Source organism: Pseudomonas sp. GG8 (assembly GCF_052976945.1).
Window position 1 is genome coordinate 4,764,731 of the sequence record NZ_JBRIIP010000001.1, and the last position, 20,858, is coordinate 4,785,588.

General features: G+C 58.7%; 22 protein-coding genes and 1 pseudogene. 20 read left to right on the top strand and 3 right to left on the bottom strand.

Annotated elements, in window-relative coordinates; all coding sequences use genetic code 11:
- The first annotated feature begins 35 nt into the window (after nucleotides 1-35).
- From argS to ACVBEG_RS22595, 9 genes are all read left to right on the top strand, one after another.
- Complete coding sequence (gene argS, locus ACVBEG_RS22555; RefSeq protein ID WP_322177447.1) at nucleotides 36-1,772, top strand: arginine--tRNA ligase; 1,737 nt, start codon at nucleotides 36-38, stop codon at nucleotides 1,770-1,772.
- A gap of 1 nt (nucleotide 1,773) precedes the next feature.
- The gene (locus ACVBEG_RS22560; RefSeq protein ID WP_322177446.1) at nucleotides 1,774-2,463 is read left to right on the top strand and encodes an SPOR domain-containing protein; all 690 of its coding nucleotides are present in this window, start codon (nucleotides 1,774-1,776) and stop codon (nucleotides 2,461-2,463) included.
- Between the two features lie 244 nt (nucleotides 2,464-2,707).
- Nucleotides 2,708-3,238, top strand: coding sequence for an ATP-dependent protease subunit HslV (gene hslV, locus ACVBEG_RS22565; protein ID WP_219063576.1), 531 nt, complete (start codon nucleotides 2,708-2,710; stop codon nucleotides 3,236-3,238).
- Between the two features lie 67 nt (nucleotides 3,239-3,305).
- Entirely contained in the window at nucleotides 3,306-4,643 is a 1,338-nt protein-coding gene (gene hslU, locus ACVBEG_RS22570) for an ATP-dependent protease ATPase subunit HslU (protein WP_322177445.1), read from the top strand.
- A gap of 47 nt (nucleotides 4,644-4,690) precedes the next feature.
- Nucleotides 4,691-5,074, top strand: coding sequence for a DUF971 domain-containing protein (locus ACVBEG_RS22575; RefSeq protein ID WP_322177444.1), 384 nt, complete (start codon nucleotides 4,691-4,693; stop codon nucleotides 5,072-5,074).
- A gap of 343 nt (nucleotides 5,075-5,417) precedes the next feature.
- Nucleotides 5,418-7,097: a class II poly(R)-hydroxyalkanoic acid synthase gene (phaC, locus tag ACVBEG_RS22580; protein WP_322177443.1), complete on the top strand. Its 1,680-nt coding sequence runs from the start codon at nucleotides 5,418-5,420 to the stop codon at nucleotides 7,095-7,097.
- A gap of 149 nt (nucleotides 7,098-7,246) precedes the next feature.
- Nucleotides 7,247-8,101: a poly(3-hydroxyalkanoate) depolymerase gene (gene phaZ, locus ACVBEG_RS22585; RefSeq protein ID WP_219063580.1), complete on the top strand. Its 855-nt coding sequence runs from the start codon at nucleotides 7,247-7,249 to the stop codon at nucleotides 8,099-8,101.
- Nucleotides 8,102-8,143: 42 nt separating this feature from the next.
- Nucleotides 8,144-9,826, top strand: a complete 1,683-nt coding sequence (gene phaC, locus ACVBEG_RS22590; RefSeq protein WP_322177442.1) for a class II poly(R)-hydroxyalkanoic acid synthase — start codon at nucleotides 8,144-8,146, stop codon at nucleotides 9,824-9,826.
- 71 nt (nucleotides 9,827-9,897) lie between these two features.
- A complete protein-coding gene (locus ACVBEG_RS22595; protein ID WP_322177441.1) occupies nucleotides 9,898-10,512 on the top strand; it encodes a TetR/AcrR family transcriptional regulator in 615 nt (204 codons plus the stop codon).
- A 121-nt stretch (nucleotides 10,513-10,633) separates the two neighbouring features.
- On the opposite strand, the gene ACVBEG_RS22600 is transcribed toward ACVBEG_RS22595, so the two are convergent.
- The 3 genes from ACVBEG_RS22600 to ACVBEG_RS22610 all read right to left on the bottom strand — a co-directional run bounded on the left by ACVBEG_RS22600 (nucleotide 10,634) and on the right by ACVBEG_RS22610 (nucleotide 12,292).
- Nucleotides 10,634-11,392, bottom strand: coding sequence for a phasin family protein (locus ACVBEG_RS22600; protein WP_322177440.1), 759 nt, complete (start codon nucleotides 11,390-11,392; stop codon nucleotides 10,634-10,636).
- 10 nt (nucleotides 11,393-11,402) lie between these two features.
- Entirely contained in the window at nucleotides 11,403-11,828 is a 426-nt protein-coding gene (locus ACVBEG_RS22605) for a phasin family protein (RefSeq protein ID WP_322177439.1), read from the bottom strand.
- A 185-nt stretch (nucleotides 11,829-12,013) separates the two neighbouring features.
- The gene (locus ACVBEG_RS22610; RefSeq protein WP_322177438.1) at nucleotides 12,014-12,292 is read right to left on the bottom strand and encodes a polyhydroxyalkanoic acid system family protein; all 279 of its coding nucleotides are present in this window, start codon (nucleotides 12,290-12,292) and stop codon (nucleotides 12,014-12,016) included.
- Between the two features lie 149 nt (nucleotides 12,293-12,441).
- Here ACVBEG_RS22610 and ubiE point away from each other — a divergent pair, with 149 nt between their 5' ends.
- The 11 genes and pseudogenes from ubiE (at nucleotide 12,442) to ACVBEG_RS22665 (ending at nucleotide 20,636) form a co-directional block, all read left to right on the top strand.
- A complete protein-coding gene (ubiE, locus tag ACVBEG_RS22615) occupies nucleotides 12,442-13,212 on the top strand; it encodes a bifunctional demethylmenaquinone methyltransferase/2-methoxy-6-polyprenyl-1,4-benzoquinol methylase UbiE (RefSeq protein ID WP_219063685.1) in 771 nt (256 codons plus the stop codon).
- Nucleotides 13,212-13,835 carry a ubiquinone biosynthesis accessory factor UbiJ gene (locus ACVBEG_RS22620; RefSeq protein ID WP_322177437.1) on the top strand — a complete coding sequence of 208 codons (624 nt, stop codon included), beginning with the start codon at nucleotides 13,212-13,214 and terminating at the stop codon, nucleotides 13,833-13,835. Before ubiE ends, ACVBEG_RS22620 begins: the two co-directional genes overlap by 1 nt.
- Nucleotides 13,832-15,451, top strand: a complete 1,620-nt coding sequence (gene ubiB, locus ACVBEG_RS22625; RefSeq protein WP_322177436.1) for a ubiquinone biosynthesis regulatory protein kinase UbiB — start codon at nucleotides 13,832-13,834, stop codon at nucleotides 15,449-15,451. Before ACVBEG_RS22620 ends, ubiB begins: the two co-directional genes overlap by 4 nt.
- Before the next feature lie 69 nt (nucleotides 15,452-15,520).
- Nucleotides 15,521-15,922: a phosphoribosyl-AMP cyclohydrolase gene (gene hisI / locus ACVBEG_RS22630; protein WP_322177435.1), complete on the top strand. Its 402-nt coding sequence runs from the start codon at nucleotides 15,521-15,523 to the stop codon at nucleotides 15,920-15,922.
- A complete protein-coding gene (locus tag ACVBEG_RS22635; protein WP_219063589.1) occupies nucleotides 15,915-16,247 on the top strand; it encodes a phosphoribosyl-ATP diphosphatase in 333 nt (110 codons plus the stop codon). The genes hisI and ACVBEG_RS22635 overlap by 8 nt, the downstream gene beginning before the upstream one ends.
- A gap of 26 nt (nucleotides 16,248-16,273) precedes the next feature.
- A complete protein-coding gene (locus ACVBEG_RS22640) occupies nucleotides 16,274-16,537 on the top strand; it encodes a twin-arginine translocase TatA/TatE family subunit (RefSeq protein ID WP_219063590.1) in 264 nt (87 codons plus the stop codon).
- Between the two features lie 10 nt (nucleotides 16,538-16,547).
- Complete coding sequence (tatB, locus tag ACVBEG_RS22645) at nucleotides 16,548-17,048, top strand: Sec-independent protein translocase protein TatB (protein ID WP_447108324.1); 501 nt, start codon at nucleotides 16,548-16,550, stop codon at nucleotides 17,046-17,048.
- Complete coding sequence (gene tatC / locus ACVBEG_RS22650; RefSeq protein WP_322177433.1) at nucleotides 17,045-17,848, top strand: twin-arginine translocase subunit TatC; 804 nt, start codon at nucleotides 17,045-17,047, stop codon at nucleotides 17,846-17,848. The genes tatB and tatC overlap by 4 nt, the downstream gene beginning before the upstream one ends.
- Nucleotides 17,845-18,552 carry a 16S rRNA (uracil(1498)-N(3))-methyltransferase gene (locus ACVBEG_RS22655; RefSeq protein ID WP_322177432.1) on the top strand — a complete coding sequence of 236 codons (708 nt, stop codon included), beginning with the start codon at nucleotides 17,845-17,847 and terminating at the stop codon, nucleotides 18,550-18,552. The genes tatC and ACVBEG_RS22655 overlap by 4 nt, the downstream gene beginning before the upstream one ends.
- 284 nt (nucleotides 18,553-18,836) lie before the next feature.
- Nucleotides 18,837-19,781: pseudogene (locus ACVBEG_RS22660) on the top strand (methyl-accepting chemotaxis protein); the annotation flags it as partial.
- A 141-nt stretch (nucleotides 19,782-19,922) separates the two neighbouring features.
- Nucleotides 19,923-20,636, top strand: coding sequence for a methyl-accepting chemotaxis protein (locus ACVBEG_RS22665; RefSeq protein ID WP_443691830.1), 714 nt, complete (start codon nucleotides 19,923-19,925; stop codon nucleotides 20,634-20,636).
- Nucleotides 20,637-20,858: the final 222 nt, after the last annotated feature.

Consider the following 20,858-nt stretch of genomic DNA (forward strand, 5'->3'; position numbering starts at 1 on the left):
AGGCGCCGCCGCGCTTGCGGTCGAAAGAGAAGACCATGAAAGACACCATTCGCCAGCTGATCCAACAAGCCCTGACCCAACTCGTCAACGAAGGCGTCCTGCCGGAAGGGCTGACACCGGCGATCCAGGTGGAAAACGTGCGGGACAAAACCCACGGTGACTTCGCCAGCAACATCGCGATGATGCTGGCGAAGCCTGCCGGTTTGAAACCCCGCGATCTGGCGGAAAAACTGGTTGCCGCGCTGCCCGCCGACGCACAGGTCAGCAAGGTCGAAATCGCCGGCCCCGGCTTTCTCAACTTCTTCCAGAACACCCAGGCTCTGGCAGCACGTCTCGATGCCGCGCTGATCGACCCACAACTGTCAGTCCGCAAGGTCGGTCCCGTACAACGCGTGGTGGTCGACTTGTCCGCGCCCAACCTGGCCAAAGAGATGCACGTCGGCCACCTGCGCTCGACTGTTATCGGCGATGGCGTGGCCAATGTGCTGGCGTTCCTGGGCGACACTGTGATTCGTCAGAACCACGTGGGAGACTGGGGCACTCAATTCGGCATGCTCCTGGCGTACCTGCAGGAAAAACCGACGACCAGCGATGAGTTGTCGGACCTGGAAAACTTCTACCGTGCGGCCAAGCATCGCTTCGACGAATCCGAAGAGTTCGCCGAGCGCGCCCGAGGCCTGGTGGTCAAACTGCAAGCCGGTGACCCGGAATGCCTGACGTTGTGGGAACGCTTCAAAAACATATCGTTGTCTCACTGCCAAACAATTTACGACCGTTTGAACGTCAACCTGACCCCGGCTGACGTCAGGGGCGAAAGCGCCTACAACGATGACCTGGCCAACGTGGTCAGCGACCTCAAGGCTGCAGGCCTGCTGGTCGAGAGCAACGGCGCCCAGTGCGTGTTCCTCGAAGAGTTCAGGACCGCTGAAGACACGCCTCTGCCGGTGATCGTGCAAAAGGCGGGCGGCGGTTATCTGTACGCCACCACCGACCTGGCCGCGATCCGCTACCGCAGTAATGTGTTGAAGGCCGACCGCGCGCTGTACTTCGTCGATCAACGTCAGGCCCTGCACTTCCAGCAGGTGTTCGAAGTCGCCCGCCGCGCCGGTTTCGTGACCAATGGCATGCACATGGAACACATGGGCTTCGGCACCATGAACGGCGCCGATGGCCGTCCGTTCAAGACCCGTGACGGTGGCACCGTCAAGCTGGTAGACCTGCTCGACGAAGCCCAGGAGCGCGCCTACACCCTGGTGAAAGAAAAGAACCCGGAAGTCGCTGAAGCCGAATTGCGCAGCATCGCCAATGCAGTAGGGATCAGCGCGGTGAAATACGCCGACCTGTCCAAGCATCGCACCAGCGACTACAGCTTCAACTTCGATCAGATGCTCAGCTTCGAAGGCAACACCGCGCCGTACCTGCTCTACGCTTACACCCGCGTCGCCGGTGTGTTCCGCAAGTTGGGCAAGCCGTTCGACATCAACCAGGGGCATATCGTGCTTGAGGCGCCTCAAGAGCAGGAGCTGGCGGCCCGCCTGGCGCAGTTTGGCGAAACGTTGAACAACGTCGCGGAAAAAGGCACGCCGCATGTACTGTGTGCCTACATCTATGAGCTCGCCGGTCTGTTCTCCAGTTTCTACGAGAACTGCCCGATCCTCGGTGCCGAGAACCCGGAACAACAGCAAAGCCGTCTGCGTCTCACCGCACTGACTGGCCGCACCCTCAAGCAAGGCCTGGAACTCTTGGGTCTGGAAACTCTGGAGCGTATGTAAGTTGGCTGCGAAAAAAAAACCTGCTCCCAAGCGCGGCGCCAGCCGTTATCAGGCACCCGCGAAGAAGCCGATTCCAGGATGGTTGTGGCTGGCGATTGGCCTGTCGGTGGGTGCTTTCATCGTGTTTTTGATGAAACTCGAACCAGGCGGTACTGACGTCAAGCGGGTTAAAGAAGACGCCAAGGCCGCGAAAATCGCCGAGGCGAACAAGACGGCACCCAGCCCGCAGGCACCGGCGAAGCCGAAGTACGACTTCTATACCTTGCTGCCGGAGTCCGAAGTCATCGTGCCGAACGAAGCCGTGCCCGAAAAAACACTGCCCGCGGTCGTAGCGCCGGTTGCACCGGTCACGCCTGCGCAAGCGGCGAAGATTGACACCGCCCGCGCCCAAGCTGCACTCAGCGGCCTGACGCCCCCGCCAGCGCCACCGGTGGCCAAACCGGCTGCGGTGACGAAGTTCTTCTTGCAGGCCGGTTCGTTCCGCAAGCAAGCCGACGCGGACAAGGTCCGGGCGCAGATCATTCTGCTGGGGCAAACAGTGCAGGTTGAATCCGGCACCGTGAAGGACGAAATTTGGTATCGGGTGCTCGTCGGTCCTTACAGCAATCGTGAGCAACTGACCATCGCGCAGAAACAACTGGCGGGCAGCGGCTTCAGCAATCTGCTGTTACAACAGCGTCAGGGTAAGTGATCCACCTGTAGTCCAGGTCAAAGCGGCGTGTCGGATACGCCGCTTTGACGAATAGATTCACTCCCCCAGTGGATCATCCGCGCTCCGTGGGGGCGAGTTCCTGCGCAAAAGCGATCTGCCCAGACAGCCCGTATCCAGATATTTCCATTCACCCCATGACATACCCCATGGTTGAAATGTCAGCCACCACCCCCATATGAGTTTCCATTAGGGCATTTTCGCCCCGCTGCGTGGAGACGCTCCTTTGACCACCATCGTTTCAGTGCGCCGTAACGGCAAAGTCGTCATGGCTGGCGACGGCCAGGTTTCTCTCGGCAATACCGTCATGAAAGGCAACGCGAAAAAAGTTCGCCGCCTGTACCACGGCGAAGTCATTGCCGGTTTCGCCGGAGCCACCGCCGACGCCTTCACCCTTTTCGAACGTTTCGAAGGCCAACTTGAAAAACACCAGGGCCATCTGGTCCGCGCGGCCGTTGAACTGGCTAAAGAATGGCGCACCGACCGCTCCCTGAGCCGCCTGGAAGCCATGCTGGCGGTCGCCAACAAAGATGCATCGCTGATCATCACGGGTAACGGCGATGTCGTTGAACCTGAAGACGGTCTGATTGCCATGGGCTCCGGTGGCCCCTACGCTCAAGCTGCCGCGCGCGCCCTGCTGATGAAAACCGAACTCTCAGCCCGCGAAATTGCCGAAACCGCACTGGGCATCGCTGCCGATATCTGCGTGTTCACCAACCACAACATCACCATTGAGGAGCAGGACCTCGCCGAATAAGCCGTTTCCCATGCCGTTTGCATAAACAGCCATGCGCGCTTTTTTCAGCTAGAGGACCGCCACTACCATGTCTATGACTCCCCGTGAAATCGTCCACGAACTCAATCGCCACATCATTGGCCAGGACGATGCCAAACGCGCCGTCGCCATCGCTTTGCGTAACCGCTGGCGCCGGATGCAGTTGCCTGAAGAACTGCGCGTCGAAGTCACGCCAAAAAACATTCTGATGATCGGCCCGACCGGTGTCGGTAAAACCGAAATCGCCCGTCGCCTGGCCAAACTGGCCAACGCGCCGTTCATCAAGGTCGAAGCGACCAAATTCACCGAAGTCGGCTATGTCGGCCGCGATGTCGAATCGATCATTCGCGATCTGGCCGACGCCGCGATCAAGCTCCTGCGCGAACAGGAAATGACCAAGGTCCGCCATCGCGCCGAAGACGCTGCCGAAGAACGCATCCTCGACGCCCTGCTGCCGCCCGCACGCGCTGGCTTCAACGAAGATGCCGCACCGAGCACCGATTCCAATACCCGTCAGCTGTTCCGCAAGCGCCTGCGTGAAGGCCAGCTGGATGACAAGGACATCGAGATCGAAGTCTCCGAGTCCGTCGGTGTCGATATTTCCGCGCCGCCAGGCATGGAAGAGATGACCAGCCAGCTGCAAAACCTGTTCGCCAACATGGGCAAGGGCAAAAAGAAAAGCCGCAAGCTCAAGGTCAAGGACGCACTGAAGCTGGTCCGCGACGAAGAAGCCGGGCGCCTGGTCAATGAAGAAGAACTGAAAGCCAAGGCGCTGGAAGCGGTTGAGCAGCACGGCATCGTGTTTATCGATGAAATCGACAAGGTCGCCAGACGCGGCAATTCCGGTGGCGTCGACGTGTCCCGCGAAGGCGTGCAACGTGACCTGCTGCCGCTGATCGAAGGCTGCACCGTGAACACCAAGCTGGGCATGGTCAAGACCGACCACATCCTGTTCATTGCTTCCGGGGCGTTCCACCTGAGCAAGCCGAGCGATCTGGTGCCTGAGCTGCAAGGCCGTCTGCCTATCCGCGTTGAACTCAAGGCCCTGACACCGCAGGATTTCGAGCGCATCCTCAGCGAGCCGCATGCGTCGCTGACCGAGCAATACCGCGAACTGCTCAAGACCGAAGGCCTGAACATCGAGTTCTTGCCCGACGGCATCAAGCGCATCGCCGAGATTGCCTGGCAGGTCAACGAGAAGACCGAAAACATCGGCGCGCGTCGTTTGCACACGTTGCTTGAGCGCCTGCTCGAAGAGGTGTCCTTTAGTGCTGCCGACCTGGCCAGCGCGCAAGATGCAGAAACCATCCTGATCAATGCCGACTACGTCAACAGTCACTTGGGCGAACTGGCCAAGGACGAAGACCTCTCGCGGTATATCCTTTAACACGCACTTAACTGGAACCGGCAGGGCCGCTCGCGGCCCTGAACCTCATGGCCAATACCAAGCTCCCCAGCGCAATCAATCTGCACAAAGCTTCGAAAACCCTGACGCTGAAATACGCGCCCGACGAGGAATACCACTTGAGCGCCGAGTTCTTGCGGGTGCACTCACCATCGGCCGAGGTTCAGGGTCATGGCAAACCGATCCTGCAATTTGGCAAGCTCGGCGTGGGCTTGAGCAAAATCGAACCGGCCGGGCAGTACGCACTAAAATTGACCTTCGACGACGGTCATGACAGCGGATTGTTCACCTGGGACTACCTGTACCAATTGGCGCAACGCCAGGAACAGCTGTGGACCGATTATCTTGCCGAGCTGAAAACAGCTGGTAAATCCCGCGACCCCTCCGAGCAAATCATCAAGCTGATGCTCTAGCCCAACCGTCTGACCTTTTAGGGCGACGTTTCTAATTCTGTTTGCTTCAATATTCCTCGCAGAGGCCAACGACTGGCCCTGCTTGCGATTTTTTGAAATCTCGGGTAACCAATAGATCTGGCAAGTTCCCTGCATCCAATCCGTGCAGAGCTGGCGCGTGCGATGACGCAACAGATGAGATCCGGCTGCCGCGAAAAAGACAGGACTCATCTTTGCGCAAACACCTGCCGGGAGCATGTGGTTTAGCCATCATCGGTCACCCGAGCAGTAGTACCGGCAGGCGCCTGTGTCACTGATCCACAGCGATGTCCGGTACTCGTCTCAGGACAATGGAGCGTCGTAGATGAGTATCAAGAACAACGATGACTTGCAGCGCCAAGCCTCGGAAAACACTCTGGGGCTAAACCCCGTGGTCGGCTTGCGGAGTAAAGATTTGCTGACCACTGCTCGGATGGTTCTAACCCAAGCCCTCAGGCAACCTTTCCACAGCGTCAAGCATGTCGCTCATTTCGGTGTCGAACTGAAGAATGTTTTGCTAGGGAAATCCAGTTTGCAACCTGCCAGCGACGACCGTCGATTCGCTGACCCTGCCTGGAGCCAGAACCCGCTGTATCGCCGTTATCTACAAACCTACCTGGCCTGGCGCAAGGAGTTGCACGACTGGATCAGTGACAGCAATCTGTCAGAACAAAACATTAATCGTGGTCACTTTGTAATCAATCTGATGACCGAAGCCATGTCGCCAACCAACAGCGCCGCCAACCCGGCTGCGGTCAAACGGTTTTTCGAAACCGGTGGCAAAAGCCTTCTCGACGGGTTGTCACACTTGGCCAAGGACTTGGTGCATAACGGCGGCATGCCGAGCCAGGTCAATATGGACGCCTTCGAAGTCGGCAAGAGCCTCGGCACCACCGAAGGCTCGGTGGTCTTTCGCAATGACGTGCTTGAACTGATCCAGTACAAACCGATGACCGAACAGGTGCTTGAGCGGCCGTTATTGGTCGTTCCACCGCAGATCAACAAGTTCTATGTGTTCGACCTGAACCCGGATAAAAGCCTGGCACGCTTCTGCCTGCGCGGTGGCGTGCAGACGTTTATCGTCAGTTGGCGCAACCCGACCAAGGCACAGCGGGAGTGGGGCCTGTCGACCTACATCGACGCGCTCAAAGAAGCGGTTGACGTGGTCCGCGCTATCACCGGCAGCAAAGACATCAACATGCTGGGCGCTTGCTCCGGCGGCATCACCTGCACCGCGCTGCTGGGTCACTACGCCGCGCTGGGCGAGCAGAAGGTCCATGCCCTGACCTTGTTGGTCAGCGTGCTGGATACCACCCTCGACAGCGAGGTCGCGCTGTTTGTCGACGAAAAGACCCTGGAATCGGCCAAGCGCCACTCCTATCAAGCGGGCGTACTGGAAGGCCGTGACATGGCCAAGATTTTCGCCTGGATGCGCCCCAATGACCTGATCTGGAATTACTGGGTCAACAATTACCTGTTGGGCAACGAACCGCCAGTCTTCGACATCCTGTTCTGGAACAACGACACCACCCGCCTACCCGCCGCGTTCCATGGCGACCTGATCGAGATGTTCAAGACCAACCCGCTGATCCGCGCCAACGCCCTTGAAGTGTGTGGCACACCGATCGACCTGAAAAAGGTGACCAGCGATGTGTTTAGCCTGGCAGGCACCAACGACCACATCACGCCATGGGGCTCGTGCTACAAATCGGCCCGTCTATTCGGCGGAAAGACTGAATTCGTACTGTCCAGCAGCGGCCATATTCAAAGCATTCTCAACCCGCCGGGCAACCCCAAGTCACGCTACATGACCAACCCCGAGCTGCCGGTCGATGCCAAAGAGTGGCAAGAGAACTCGACCAAGCACACCGATTCCTGGTGGCTTTACTGGCAAAGCTGGCAAGCAGAGCGCTCAGGTAAATTGAAAAAGGCGCCGAGCGTGCTCGGCAACAAAGCACACCCGGCTGGCGAAGCTGCACCGGGCACTTACGTACACGAACGCTAAACAACAAAACAGGGTGCTGATGGATATCTGGAAGTGCCATCAGCCTCCGACGCGCGGTCACGTGACGAGCAGTAATACGAGGATCACCTCAACCCGTCTGGAAAAGCGCAGGACGGCTTAGCCAGCGGTTTAACCCATAGGGCCCGCGCATGTCGAAACCGTTTGTTTTTCGTACCATCGACCTGGATGGTCACACCATCCGCACGGCCGTCCGCCCAGGCAAGGGTGATATGACACCGTTGCTGATTTTCAATGGCATCGGCGCCAACCTGGAGCTGGTATTTCCGTTCGTCGACGCGCTTGACCCGGACATGGAAGTGATCGCCTTCGATGTGCCGGGTGTCGGCGGCTCTTCCACGCCCAGTCGCCCCTTTCGCTTTCCCGGGCTGGCCAAGCTGACCGCGAGGATGCTCGACTACCTGAATTACGGCCAGGTCAATGTGATCGGGGTGTCGTGGGGCGGCGCGTTGGCGCAACAGTTCGCCTACGACTATCCAGAACGCTGCAAAAAACTGGTGCTCGCCGCGACAGCCGCCGGCGCAGTCATGGTGCCGGGCAAGCCTCGTGTGCTGTGGTTGATGGCCAGCCCACGGCGATATATTCAGCCGTCCCATGTGATACGCATCGCGCCGGAAATCTACGGTGGCGCCTTTCGTCGGGACCCTCACCTGGCCGCCAATCACGCCGCCAAGGTCCGATCGTCGGGCAAGCTGGGTTATTACTGGCAGCTGTTTGCCGGGATGGGCTGGACCAGCATCCATTGGCTGCACAAGATTCGTCAGCCTACATTGATCCTCGCGGGCGACGACGATCCGCTCATTCCTTTGATAAATATGCGCATGCTGGCTTGGCGGATACCCAATGCCCAGCTACACATAATCGATGACGGTCATTTATTTTTGATCACCCGTGCCGAAGCGGTGGCGCCCATCATCATGAAATTCCTACTGGAGGAGCGGCAGCGCGCGGTCATGCATCCGCACCCGACCCCGATTCATCGATAGGTAAAGGGCTTTAGTCATGGCCTGACGAAGGAGTGTTGCCCCATGCGAGACAAGCCAGCGAAGGAATCTGTGCCCACCCCGGCCACATTCATCAATGCGCAAAGCGTCATCAGTGGTTTGCGCGGGCGAGATGTGTTTTCCACGCTGCGTAGCGTGGCCGTCCAAAGCCTGCGTCACCCGGTCCACAGCGCACGTCATGTGCTGGCCCTGGGTGGTCAGTTGGGTCGCGTCATACTGGGTGACAACCTGCACACGCCCAACCCTCGTGACAGCCGCTTCGCGGACCCGACGTGGCTGCAAAACCCCCTCTATCGACGCGGGCTGCAGGCCTATCTGAGCTGGCAGCATCAGCTCAAGAGCTGGATCGATGATAGCGAGATGTCCGAGGATGATCGCGCCCGTGCGCACTTCATCCTGTCCTTGCTCAGCGATGCCCTGTCACCCTCCAACACCCTGCTCAACCCGCTGGCGGTCAAGGAGCTGTTCAACTCCGGCGGCAGCAGCGTATTCAAGGGCATCAGCCACCTGGTCGATGACCTGATGCACAACAATGGCCTGCCCAGCCAGATCACCAAAGATGCATTCGAGGTCGGCAAGACCGTCGCCACCACCCCCGGTGCAGTCGTGTTTCGCAACGAGCTGCTGGAGCTGATGCAGTACAAGCCGATGAGCGAAAAGCAGTACGCTCGGCCTCTGCTGATCGTTCCGCCGCAAATTAACAAGTACTACATTTTCGACCTCAGCCCGGCCAACAGCTTCGTCCAGTACGCACTGAAAAACGGCCTGCAAGTGTTCATGATCAGCTGGCGCAACCCGGATGTGCGTCATCGCGAATGGGGGTTGTCCAGCTACGTCGAAGCTGTCGAAGAAGCGATGAACGTATGCCGCGCCATTACTGGCAGCCGCGAAGTGAACCTGTTGGGTGCCTGCGCCGGCGGCCTGACCATGGCCGCACTGCAAGGCCATCTCCAGGCCAAGCGACAAATGCGCCGGGTCTCCAGCGCAACCTACCTGGTCAGCCTGCTGGACAGCCAGATCGACAGCGCAGCAACCTTGTTCGTCGATGAAGAGACCCTGGAAGCCGCTAAGCGCCGCTCTTACCAGCAAGGTGTGCTTGATGGCCGCGACATGGCCAAAATCTTCGCCTGGATGCGCCCCAACGATTTGATCTGGAATTACTGGGTCAATAACTACCTGCTGGGCAAGGCGCCGCCGCCCTTCGACATCCTCTACTGGAACAACGACAGCACACGCCTGCCGGCCGCCCTGCATGGCGACTTGCTGGACTTTTTCAAATACAACCCACTCAGCCACCCCGGCGGTCTGGAGGTATGCGGCACGCCCGTTGACCTGCAGAAAGTCACCGTCGACAGCTTCAGCGTGGCAGGGATCAATGACCACATCACACCGTGGGACGCGGTCTATCGCTCGACCTTGCTGCTCGGCGGCGACCGGCGCTTCTTGCTGGCCAACAGCGGTCACGTACAAAGCATCCTCAACCCGCCAGGCAACCCCAAATCGAGCTACATCGAAAACGGCAAACTCAGCAGCGACCCCCGGGCCTGGTACTACGATGGAGAAACCGTCGAAGGCAGCTGGTGGCCGAACTGGTTGAACTGGATTCAGCAGCGCTCCGGCGCACAACGAGAAACCCTCATGGCCCTCGGCAACCAGAACTACCCACCGATGGAGGCCGCGCCTGGAACCTATGTGCGTGTGCGCTGAGATGCAAATCCTCTGTGGCGCCGCGAACACACACTGCGTGCATTCCTGATTAACCCACACAAGAAGACCGGATGAAAACACGCGACCGTATCCTTGAATGCGCCTTGCACTTGTTCAACCAACAGGGCGAACCTAACGTCTCGACACTGGAAATCGCTAACGAACTGGGGATCAGCCCCGGCAATCTCTACTACCACTTTCACGGCAAAGAGCCGCTGGTCATGGGCTTGTTCGAGCGTTTCCAGACAGAACTGTCGCCGCTACTCAATCCCCCGGCCAACGCACAGCTCGCGCCGGAAGACTACTGGGTGTTTCTGCACCTGATCGTCGAGCGCCTGTCGTATTACCGCTTCCTGTTCCAGGACCTGTCCAACCTCGCGGGCCGTCTGCCAAAACTGGCACGCGGTATCCGCAACCTGCTCAACGCACTAAAACGCACCCTGGCATCGTTACTGGCACAGCTGAAAGCACAGAGGCAACTGGTCAGCGACACACAAGCGCTGGGGCAACTGGTGGAACAGATCAGCATGACCCTGCTGTTCTCCCTGGACTACCAACGCATCCTCGGCAAAGAAGGCGAAGTACGCGTCGTTGTCTACCAGATCATGATGCTGGTCGCGCCCCACCTGATCCCCGACTCGCGGCAGGGGGTGGAGAAGCTGGCGATGCATTATCTGGAGGAGTAGTTGAAACCGACCACTCCATCACGCAACGACTCGTCACGTGCTGCACTTATGTCTCTCTAACAGGTAACGCACAAACGAAAAAGCCCGACCTTGCAGCCGGGCTTTTGGCAGTCCGTAAAAATCAGGACTGGCTGGCGGGCGTCGACGCAGCGGTCGTTGCTGGCGCAGGGGTTGCCGCTGAAGCAGCAACGGCAGTTGGCGTTGCTGCTACTGCAGGTTTGGCCGCAGCGGGCTTGGGTGCTGCTGCTTTTTTCACTGCGGGTGCTTTCGCTGCTGCGGGCTTGGTGGCGGCTGGTTTAGCTACCGATTTCGCGGCAACAGGCTTGGCAACCGGTTTCGCGGCTGGCTTGGCGGCTGCCGTTTTGGCCGGCGCTTTAGCCGCGGGTTTGGCCACTGCCTTGGCCGTTGCCTTGGCTACGGGTTTAGCCGCAGGTTTTGCAGCGGCTTTGGAGGACACAGGCGTCACCGACGCGCCGGTCAGTTTCTCGATTTGCCTGGTCAGGAGATCGACCTTGCTGTGCAGTGCCTTGACTTCGTTGCGGCTTGGGACACCGAGGCGCGAGATGGCGCTGTTCAGGCGTTTGTCGAAAGCACCTTCGAGCTCGCTCCACTTACCCAGCGCAAGGTCCTTGACGTCGCCCACTCGGGATTTTGCCGATTGCGCTGTTGCCTTCGCTGCATCGACTTGCTTGTCGACGCCGCTCTTGGTCTGCTTTTCGGCCTTCTCGCCGTCTTTGACCAGGGTTTCGAAAAGCTTACTGCCGTCATTGCTGATTTTTGAGTAAGCGCCTAAACCAGCCAGCCAGATTTGACGGGAGTATTTTTCAACCTCGCCAATCCAGGAGCTGCCTTCTTTTTCAATCTTCTTTTTGCCAGCCATCCCGATCTCCTTATTGTTTATGCGCGACACGTTCAAGCAATGCCGTCAGCCCATCGAGCTTAGCAGAGAGTGTCTCAACATCATGTTTAGACGCAATGCCAAACCGATTCAAGGCGCGGCCAACACGGCGGTCAAAAGCCTTCTCGACTTTATGAAGTTGCACTTCGAACTTGCCCTTGACGCCTGCCACGTCGTCTTTGATCGTGTCGATCTCGCTGTTGGCCGCATCGAGCTGCTTGTCGACGATTTTCTTACCCTTTTTTTCAACTTCTTCGCCGGTCTTGATCAAGTCTTTTACATACTCGGCGCCTTCTTGACCGGCCTTGGAGTAGGCACCCAAGCCAGCCAGCCAGATTTTGCGGGCATACAGTTTTACTTCGGAAAGGGCCGTAGCTTGCTCGGCATCAACTTTCTTCTTCAGGGCTACTTTGGCCATGGTGCACCTCACGCTCAAAAAGGTTGGAGGAACTGCCCACGGGTTGATGGGCATGAGCACAAAATAATCAGAAAAATTAGAATGCTCACCCTAGGTTGGTGGCTATTTTGCGGGGGGGGGCGGGCTGTGGAGCGGTAACGCGTTTAATCGATAAACATCACACAGCCGCGAGGGGATTCAGGAATTCAAGCCAGCAGTTCTTTGTCCAGGACCCTCTCCACCTCGGATTTGATCGCGCCGCTCATTGCCGAGAGGAAAAAGTTCAGCTCGATGCTGACCCTGATCAATGTGTCTTCGACCTCGATTTTCCCCTTGGCGCCCTTGCCCTCGAGCTCCACTACATCGCCTGACCATGTCGGTTTCAGCGCATATTTATCCGCCAGCTTGAGCACCAGATGCTCGGCCTTTTCCCGCGCAGCTTCGCGGCCAAGGGCGTGTTCACGTTCAACAGTTATTTGGGCCATGCAAGGACTCCTTGGTCGGTTTCGAGCCACATTCTATATCGCGCCACCATGAGCAGCGAGACCAAGAGGAGATGTCAACCATGAGCCTTGTCAAGACAAAGGCTGCCCCGACGATTAGAATGGCCCCACTTTATTCCGGTGACAGCGATATGAACGATCCGCGCAAAGGCAGCGATGCCGAACCCACCACTCACTTCGGCTACAAAAACGTACCGGAAAGCCAGAAAGCCGAGAAAGTCGCTGAGGTTTTCCACTCCGTTGCGGCCAAGTACGACTTGATGAACGACCTGCTGTCCGGTGGCATGCACCGGTTGTGGAAGCGCTTTGCTATCGAGTTGTCTGGCGTACGCACGGGCAATCGCGTGCTGGACATCGCTGGCGGCACTGGCGATCTGGCAAGAAAGTTTTCGCATCTGGTCGGTCCGACCGGCGAAGTCGTACTGGCGGACATCAACGCCTCGATGTTGAAAGTCGGCCGCGACCGTCTGCTGGACCTGGGTGTGGCTGGCAACGTCAAGTTCGTTCAGGCCGACGCGGAAAAGCTGCCGTTCCCGGACAACCATTTCGACTGCGTGACCATCGCCTTCGGCCTGCGCAACGTGACGCATAAAGAAGACGCCCTGCGCTCGATGCTGCGTGTCCTCAAGCCCGGCGGGCGCTTGTTGGTCCTGGAGTTTTCCAAACCGACCAACGCGCTGATGTCCAAGGCCTACGACGCTTACTCATTCGCGTTCATGCCGCTGATGGGCAAACTGATTACCAATGACTCGGAAAGCTACCGCTATCTGGCGGAGTCGATCCGCATGCACCCGAATCAGGAAACCCTCAAGTCGATGATGGTAGAAGCCGGTTTCGACCGTGTGACCTATCACAACATGACCGCAGGCATCGTTGCCCTGCATCGCGGCATCAAGCCCTGATGTTACTCAGCGGCTTGCTCGCCAGCGTCGAGCTCGGCATCAACCGTGTGCTGCGCATGGACAGCACCGCCCTGCCACGCCTCGAACGCCTGGCAGGCAAGATGATTGCAGTCGATTGCCGTAACCCGGCCTTTCAGCTGTTCATTTTGCCCAGCGATGAAGGCTTGCTGTTGGCGGCACACTGGGCCGCTGAGGCCGACTGTACCCTGCGTGCGCCAGCCTCGAGTTTGCTGCGTCTAGCCCTGAGCCAGGACAAAACCGCCGTACTGCATGGCCCTGAAGTCGAGCTTGAAGGCGACAGCGCCGTATTGCTGGAACTGGTCGGCGTGCTGCAAGACCTTGAGCTGGACTGGGAGTACGAACTCTCGCGCTGGCTCGGTCCGGTCGCCAGTCCTTTGCTCGGGGGCCAACTGCGCAGCAGCGCCCGCTGGACCCGCGACAGCCTGACCAACCTCACGCACAACCTCGCCGACTACCTCAGTGAGGAATCGCGCACCCTGGTCGGCCAACGTGAAGCCGAAGCCCGCTTCGCCGAGCTGGACCAGACCAGGCTCGACCTTGAACGTCTCGAGGCGCGCTTCGAGCGCCTTGCCCTCTCCCTCAAATCCAGCGATAACGCATGAAGCTGCTTGCCGTCCGCCGTCTGTTTCGCATCCAACGCGTCGTGATCCGCTACCGTCTCGATGACTTGTTGTTTGCCCTGCCGCTGCCCTGGTGGATGCTCGCCCTGCGTTATGCCATGCCGTGGCGCTGGTTCCCGCGTAAACCCCTGGAGCTGAGCCGTGGCGCACGCTTGCGCATGGCGCTGCAGGACCTCGGGCCGATTTTCATAAAATTCGGCCAGCTGCTCTCCACCCGCCGCGATCTGCTCCCCGAGGACATCGCCGACGAGTTGATGCACTTGCAGGACCGCGTACCGCCGTTCGATTCGCAGCAGGCCATCGGCCTGATCGAAGAGCAGCTCGGCGCAAAAATCAGTGCCGTGTTCAGCCGCTTCGATGTCGCACCGCTGGCCTCTGCCTCGGTCGCGCAGGTGCATGCCGCGCAGTTGAAAACCGGCGAAGAGGTGGTGGTCAAAGTCGTGCGCCCCGGCCTCAAACCGATCATCAGCCAGGATCTGGCGTGGTTGTTCATACTGGCCCGCGTGGCCGAACGGCTCTCGGCCGATGCACGTCTGCTGCATCCGGTAGAGGTGGTCAGCGATTACGAAAAGACCATCTACGACGAACTCGATTTGTTGCGCGAGGCCGCCAACTCCAGCCAGCTGCGACGCAACTTCGAAGGCTCGCCGCTGCTCTACGTGCCTCAAGTCTATTGGGACTGGTGCCGCCCCAAAGTACTGGTGATGGAGCGCATCTACGGCATTCAGGTCACGGACCTCGCGACCCTGGCCGATCAGCGCACCGACATGAAAATGCTCGCCGAGCGCGGCGTGGAGATTTTCTTCACCCAAGTATTTCGTGACAGCTTCTTTCATGCCGACATGCATCCCGGCAACATTTTCGTCAGCACCGTGCAGCCTTGGAGCCCGCAGTACATCGCCATCGACTGCGGCATCGTCGGCAGCCTGACGCCCGAAGACCAGGACTATCTGGCGCGCAACCTGTTTGCGTTCTTCAAGCGTGACTATCGTCGCGTGGCCCAGTTGCACATCGACTCGGGCTGGGTGCCGGCGCATACCAAGCTCAACGAATTCGAAGCCGCGATCCGCACTGTTTGCGAACCGATTTTCGAGAAGCCGCTTAAAGACATTTCGTTCGGCCAGGTGCTGATGCGTTTGTTCCAGACCGCACGCCGCTTCAACATGGAAGTCCAGCCACAATTGGTGCTGTTACAAAAAACCCTGCTCAACATTGAGGGTCTGGGGCGCCAACTGTACCCGGAACTTGACCTGTGGAGCACCGCTCAACCGTTTTTGGAGCGCTGGATGCGCGAGCGCGTCAGCCCGAAAACCCTGCTGCACAACCTGCACACGCAGGTTGAACAGATACCCCACCTGGCCAACATGACCCGCGACCTGCTGGAGCGCATGTCCAAGCCCCACGCCTCCGCACCGCAGCCCGCGTGGCGTGAGCGTGGCGACGGCTGGGCGTTGCGTCTGACTGGCGCAGGTTTACTGGCAGGCGGCGCGGTACTGGGCTCGACCCTGGCTGCCAGCGGCACGGCCCTGGTCGCGCTGGCAGCATGGCCAGCCTGGGTCATGTTGGTGGCAGGTCTGTATCTGGTCGTGCGCCGATAGCCAGCAGCGCAGGTCGCTGGCACACTATTCAATCGCCGAGGCCTCAAGGCCCGGCTTGCGGAGTCGACGATGAAAGACTGGCTGGACGAGATTCACTGGAACAGCGATGGTTTGGTGCCTGCGATTGCCCAGGACCATGAAACCGGACGCGTGCTGATGATGGCCTGGATGAATCGCGAAGCGCTGAGCTTGACCGCGACCGAGAACCGGGCCATTTATTGGTCGCGTTCCCGTGGCAAACTCTGGCGCAAAGGTGAAGAATCCGGGCATGTGCAGAAGCTTCACGAATTGCGCCTGGACTGCGATGCCGACGTGATTATCCTGAAGGTCGAACAGATCGGCGGGATTGCCTGCCACACGGGTCGTGAAAGCTGCTTCTACCGGGTGTACGACGATGCCGGCTGGAAGGTTGTCGACCCGGTGCTCAAAGACCCGCACGCTATCTATCAGGCAGGACACACACATGACTGACACCCTGGCCCGTCTGGCCGAAGTGCTTGAAGCACGCAAGGGCGCCGCTGCCGACAGTTCTTATGTCGCCAGCCTGTACCACAAGGGTTTGAACAAGATTCTGGAAAAGGTCGGTGAAGAATCGGTCGAAACCATCATCGCTGCCAAGGATGCCGCCATCAGCGGTGATTGCAGTGATGTCATCTATGAGACCGCGGACCTGTGGTTTCACAGCATGGTGATGCTTGCAGCTTTGGGTCAGCATCCGCAAGCTGTACTCGATGAACTGGATCGGCGCTTCGGGCTGTCCGGGCACGCTGAAAAAGCCGCACGCTCTGCCGACTAAACACGCACCTCGAGGAGGAAAGTTTCATGGGTATTTTTGACTGGAAACACTGGCTCATCATTTTGGTTGTCGTCGTATTGGTGTTCGGCACCAAGAAACTCAAAGGCTTGGGTACGGATGTTGGCGAATCAATCAAAGGCTTCCGCAAAGCCATGAACGATGAAGAGAAACCTGCTGAACAGCAGCCGCCGATGCAACCGCAGCAGGCGCCTCAGGGTTCGACCCTGCATGAGCCACAGACCATCGACGCGCAAGCACATAAAGTCGAAGAGCCAATCCGCAAAGACTAGGTCGTGTTGAATGTTTGGTATCAGCTTCTCTGAACTGCTGCTCGTCGGCCTCGTTGCCCTGCTGGTGCTTGGCCCCGAGCGCCTGCCGGGTGCTGCACGTACTGCTGGCCTTTGGGTCGGGCGGCTGAAGCGCAGCTTCAATGCGATCAAACAGGAAGTCGAGCGCGAAATCGGTGCCGATGAAATTCGTCGGCAGCTGCACAACGAGCACATTCTGTCGTTAGAGCAGGAAGCCAAAAAGATTTTCGCGCCGCAACAGGCACCGGTCGAGCCCGTCGCGACGGTCAGCCCGCCAGTCGAGGCACAGACCATCGCGCCGCCGACACCGGCATCGCAGCCGGAAACGCCCGTCGTCGCGACTGAACCGGTTGCCGTTGTCCCGGTCCCCGTTGCTCCAGCAGCTCCAGCAGCTCCAGCAGCTCCAGCCGAGGCTGCCCCGGTCGCACACGTCAGCCCGGTGCCAAGCGCACCGCCCGTCAACGATTCTTCTTTGCCACCGCGAGCCCCATGAGCGCTGATATCCCGGAAAACGATCAGCAAATGCCGCTGATCTCGCACCTCACCGAGCTGCGCACACGCCTGTTGCGTTGCGTTGTGGCAATTTTCCTGATCTTTGCCGGGTTGTTTTACTTCACCCAAAAGATCTACACCCTGGTTTCCGCACCTCTGCGGGTGTATTTGCCCGAAGGCGCGACGATGATCGCCACCGACGTGGCCTCGCCGTTCCTGACACCGTTCAAGCTGACCATGATGTGCTCGCTGTTTCTGGCGATGCCGGTGATCCTGCACCAGATATGGGGCTTTATTGCACCCGGTCTGTACAAGCATGAAAAGCGCGTCGCCGTGCCGCTGCTGGTTTCGAGCATTATCCTGTTCTATTCAGGCATGGCCTTCGCGTACTTTTTGGTGTTCCCGCTGATTTTCCACTTCTTCGCCAGCGTGACCCCGGAAGGCGTTTCGATGATGACTGACATCGCCAGTTACCTGGACTTTGTCATGACCTTGTTCTTCGCCTTCGGTGTCGCTTTCGAGATCCCGGTAGCGGTGGTGTTGCTGGTATGGATTGGCATCGTCGATGTCAAATACTTGAAAAAAATGCGCCCGTACGTGGTCATTGGCTGCTTCGTGGTCGGCATGATTCTGACACCGCCGGACATCTTTTCGCAGACGTTGCTTGCGGTGCCAATGTGGCTGCTGTTCGAGATCGGCGTGTTGTGCAGCGGCTTGATCGTCAAGCGTGGCGATCACCCGGATGACCAGACGGATGAGGACTCTGACAAACACGACCAGCCGCCTGCGACCCAGCCGTGAACCTGCTGCTGCTCGAAAAAGCTGACTTTATCGCAGCTGACAGAGTCATCCTGCGCGACCGCCGCCTGAAGCACATGCAAGAGGTGCATCGCGCAGTCGTTGGCGACAGCCTGCGTGTAGGCCGCATCGGTGGTTTGCTAGGCACTGGCGAATTGCTGCGCCTGGAAAGCCATGAAGCCGAATTGCAGATCAGCCTTGATCGCGCGCCACCGGCCAAACTGCCCCTGACCCTGCTGCTGGCCTTGCCCAGGCCGAAGATGCTGCGCCGGGTGTTTCAGACAATCGCAACCATGGGCGTGCCCAGAGTGATTCTACTCAACAGCTATCGGGTGGAAAAAAGCTTCTGGCAAACACCGTTTCTGGAGCCCGAAGCCATCCGTGAACAGCTTGTATTGGGTCTGGAACAGGCACGCGATTGCGTACTGCCAGAGATTCTGATCGAAAAACGCTTCAAGCCGTTCGTCGAAGACCGTCTGCCTCAGCTGGTTGAAGGCAGCCTGGGTCTGGTCGGTCATCCGGGTGACTACCCTGCCTGCCCGCGCGGCACCGATCAGTCCGTCACATTGGCCATCGGCCCGGAAGGGGGCTGGATCCCCTACGAAATCGACTTGTTGAGCAAGGCTGGCCTCCAGCCGGTCCAGCTCGGCGAACGCATCCTGCGGGTCGAAACCGCTGTCACGGCCCTGCTCGCCCGCCTGTTCTAAAGAAGATTCCCACATCGATCTTCAAGACTCGATTTACGACGCAGCATGGAGCAATGGTCGAAATCTCCTACGCAATTAGTCCGACTTTATCGACCAACGCGCTTCAGTTCCGATCCCTGCAGCCGATGCAGGAGGACGCTATAACAAGTTCACCTTAGGGAGCCGTCATGTACAGTTGGTTAGTCCGAAGCCTCGGAAATATAAGTGTCAGCCTGAAACTGGGTATCGGCTTCGGTCTGGTGCTGTTGCTCACAATCGTTATCACCCTTACGGGCTGGCTGAGCATGACCTCGCTGATTGATCGGGGTGACAAGCTGGCGTCGATCACCCAACTCAATGACTTGAACAGGGACCTGCGTGTCGCCCGACAACATTACGAAGCACAACCTAGCGCCGAGTCCGCAGCCGCGGTAACTGGCGTTCTCGATAAGGTCGAGCAAAATCTGCGCACTGCAACAACCAAGATTCAGAACAAGGCTGATCAGGACATGCTTGATCAGCAGAGCCAGGCCAGCGCAAGCTACCGTCGCGCTTTCGCCGACATGACCCAAGCCATTCAAACCCGGGAAGCGAGTCGCGTGAATCTGGGCGCTACCGCTGACCGTGCCGTGGAGCATGTCTCCGGCATCGAAGAATCGTTGCTCAAGGGCGATAGCATTCTGGCGTTCAACGGTGTTGTGGAACTGAGCAAGCTGATCCAGCAGGCACGCTTTGAGGTGCGCAGCTACACCTACAGTGGCAAGCCTGAGTTCGAGCAAAACGCCAACACCGCTATCGACGCCGCGCTGACCGGGCTTAACACGCTGCCGGGCTCGATACCGTCCGAGTATCTGGGCAAACTCAAAGACGCCAGCGATGCCCTCAAGGCCTATCGCGGTGCCGTGGGCCAATACCGTGATGCCCAACTGCTGAACCAGCAAGCGCTGGCAAAAATGTCGGGGCTGGGTGATAGCCTGCTGACACTCAGCAGCCAACTGTCTGCTTCACAAAACCTCAAGCGCGATGCTGATAGCGCTCAAGCTCGCTCCATGCTCGGCATCGCAACGGCCCTGGCACTGCTGTTCGGTGTCATTGCGGCTTGGGCTATCACCCGCCAGATCGTCACCCCGCTGCTGCACACGCTCCACGTCGTGGAACGTGTCGCTTCAGGTGATTTGAGCCAGGATTTACACGTCGAGCGCAAAGACGAGATAGGCCAGTTGCAGAACAGTATTCAGCGCATGACCGTCAACTTGCGTGCCTTGATTGGGGGCATCAGCGACAGTGTGACGCAAATAGCCAGCGCCGCTGAAGAGTTGTCCGCTGTGACCGAACAAACCAGTGCCGGGGTTAACAGCCAGAAGGTCGAAACCGATCAGGTGGCCACGGCCATGCACGAAATGACGGCCACTGTTCAGGAGGTCGCGCGCAATGCCGAAGAAGCGTCTGAAGCCGCCGTTGCCGCTGATCAACAGGCGCGTGAAGGCGACCGGGTGGTCAAGGAGGCCATCACCCAAATCGAACGTCTGGCCAGTGAAGTCGGCAACTCCACCGACGCGATGACTGAACTCAAGCGTGAAAGCGACAAGATTGGCAGTGTGCTCGACGTGATCAAATCGGTTGCGCAACAGACCAACCTCCTGGCGCTCAACGCCGCCATTGAAGCCGCGCGAGCAGGGGAAGCCGGTCGTGGTTTCGCCGTGGTGGCCGATGAAGTGCGCAGCCTTGCCCAGCGCACGCAAAAATCCACCGAAGAGATCGAGGCGCTGATCGCCGGCCTGCAAAAAGGCACCCAGCACGTGGCGACCATCATGGACAACAGCCGCAGCCTGACCGTCAGCAGTGTCGAACTGACGCGCCGAGCCGGCAGCTCGCTGGAGAATATTGCTCGCACCGTGTCAGCGATCCAGGGCATGAACCAGCAAATCGCCGCCGCAGCCGAACAACAAAGCGCTACCGCCGAAGAGATCAACCGCAGCGTATTGAACGTACGCGACGTCTCCGAGCAAACCTCCGCAGCCAGTGAAGAAACCGCAGCATCCAGTGTCGAACTGGCGCGACTGGGCAACCATCTACAAATGTTGGTGGGCAAGTTCAGGGTGTAAAACAACACATATCTGTAGGAGCAGACTTGTCTGCGAAGACCAGACAACCAGGTCGGCCAGACACCGCGCTGCTGGGCCTTCGCAGACAAGACGGTCCAGTCCCTCCTACAGCGCATGTGACATCTATCAGTTATTTTCAGACTTTTCCTACGACCTGTTCAGGTCGAGCGACCCCTTCCCCTGCCGATGCGTTAACCAGGCACAACGATGTTTTGCCTTCTT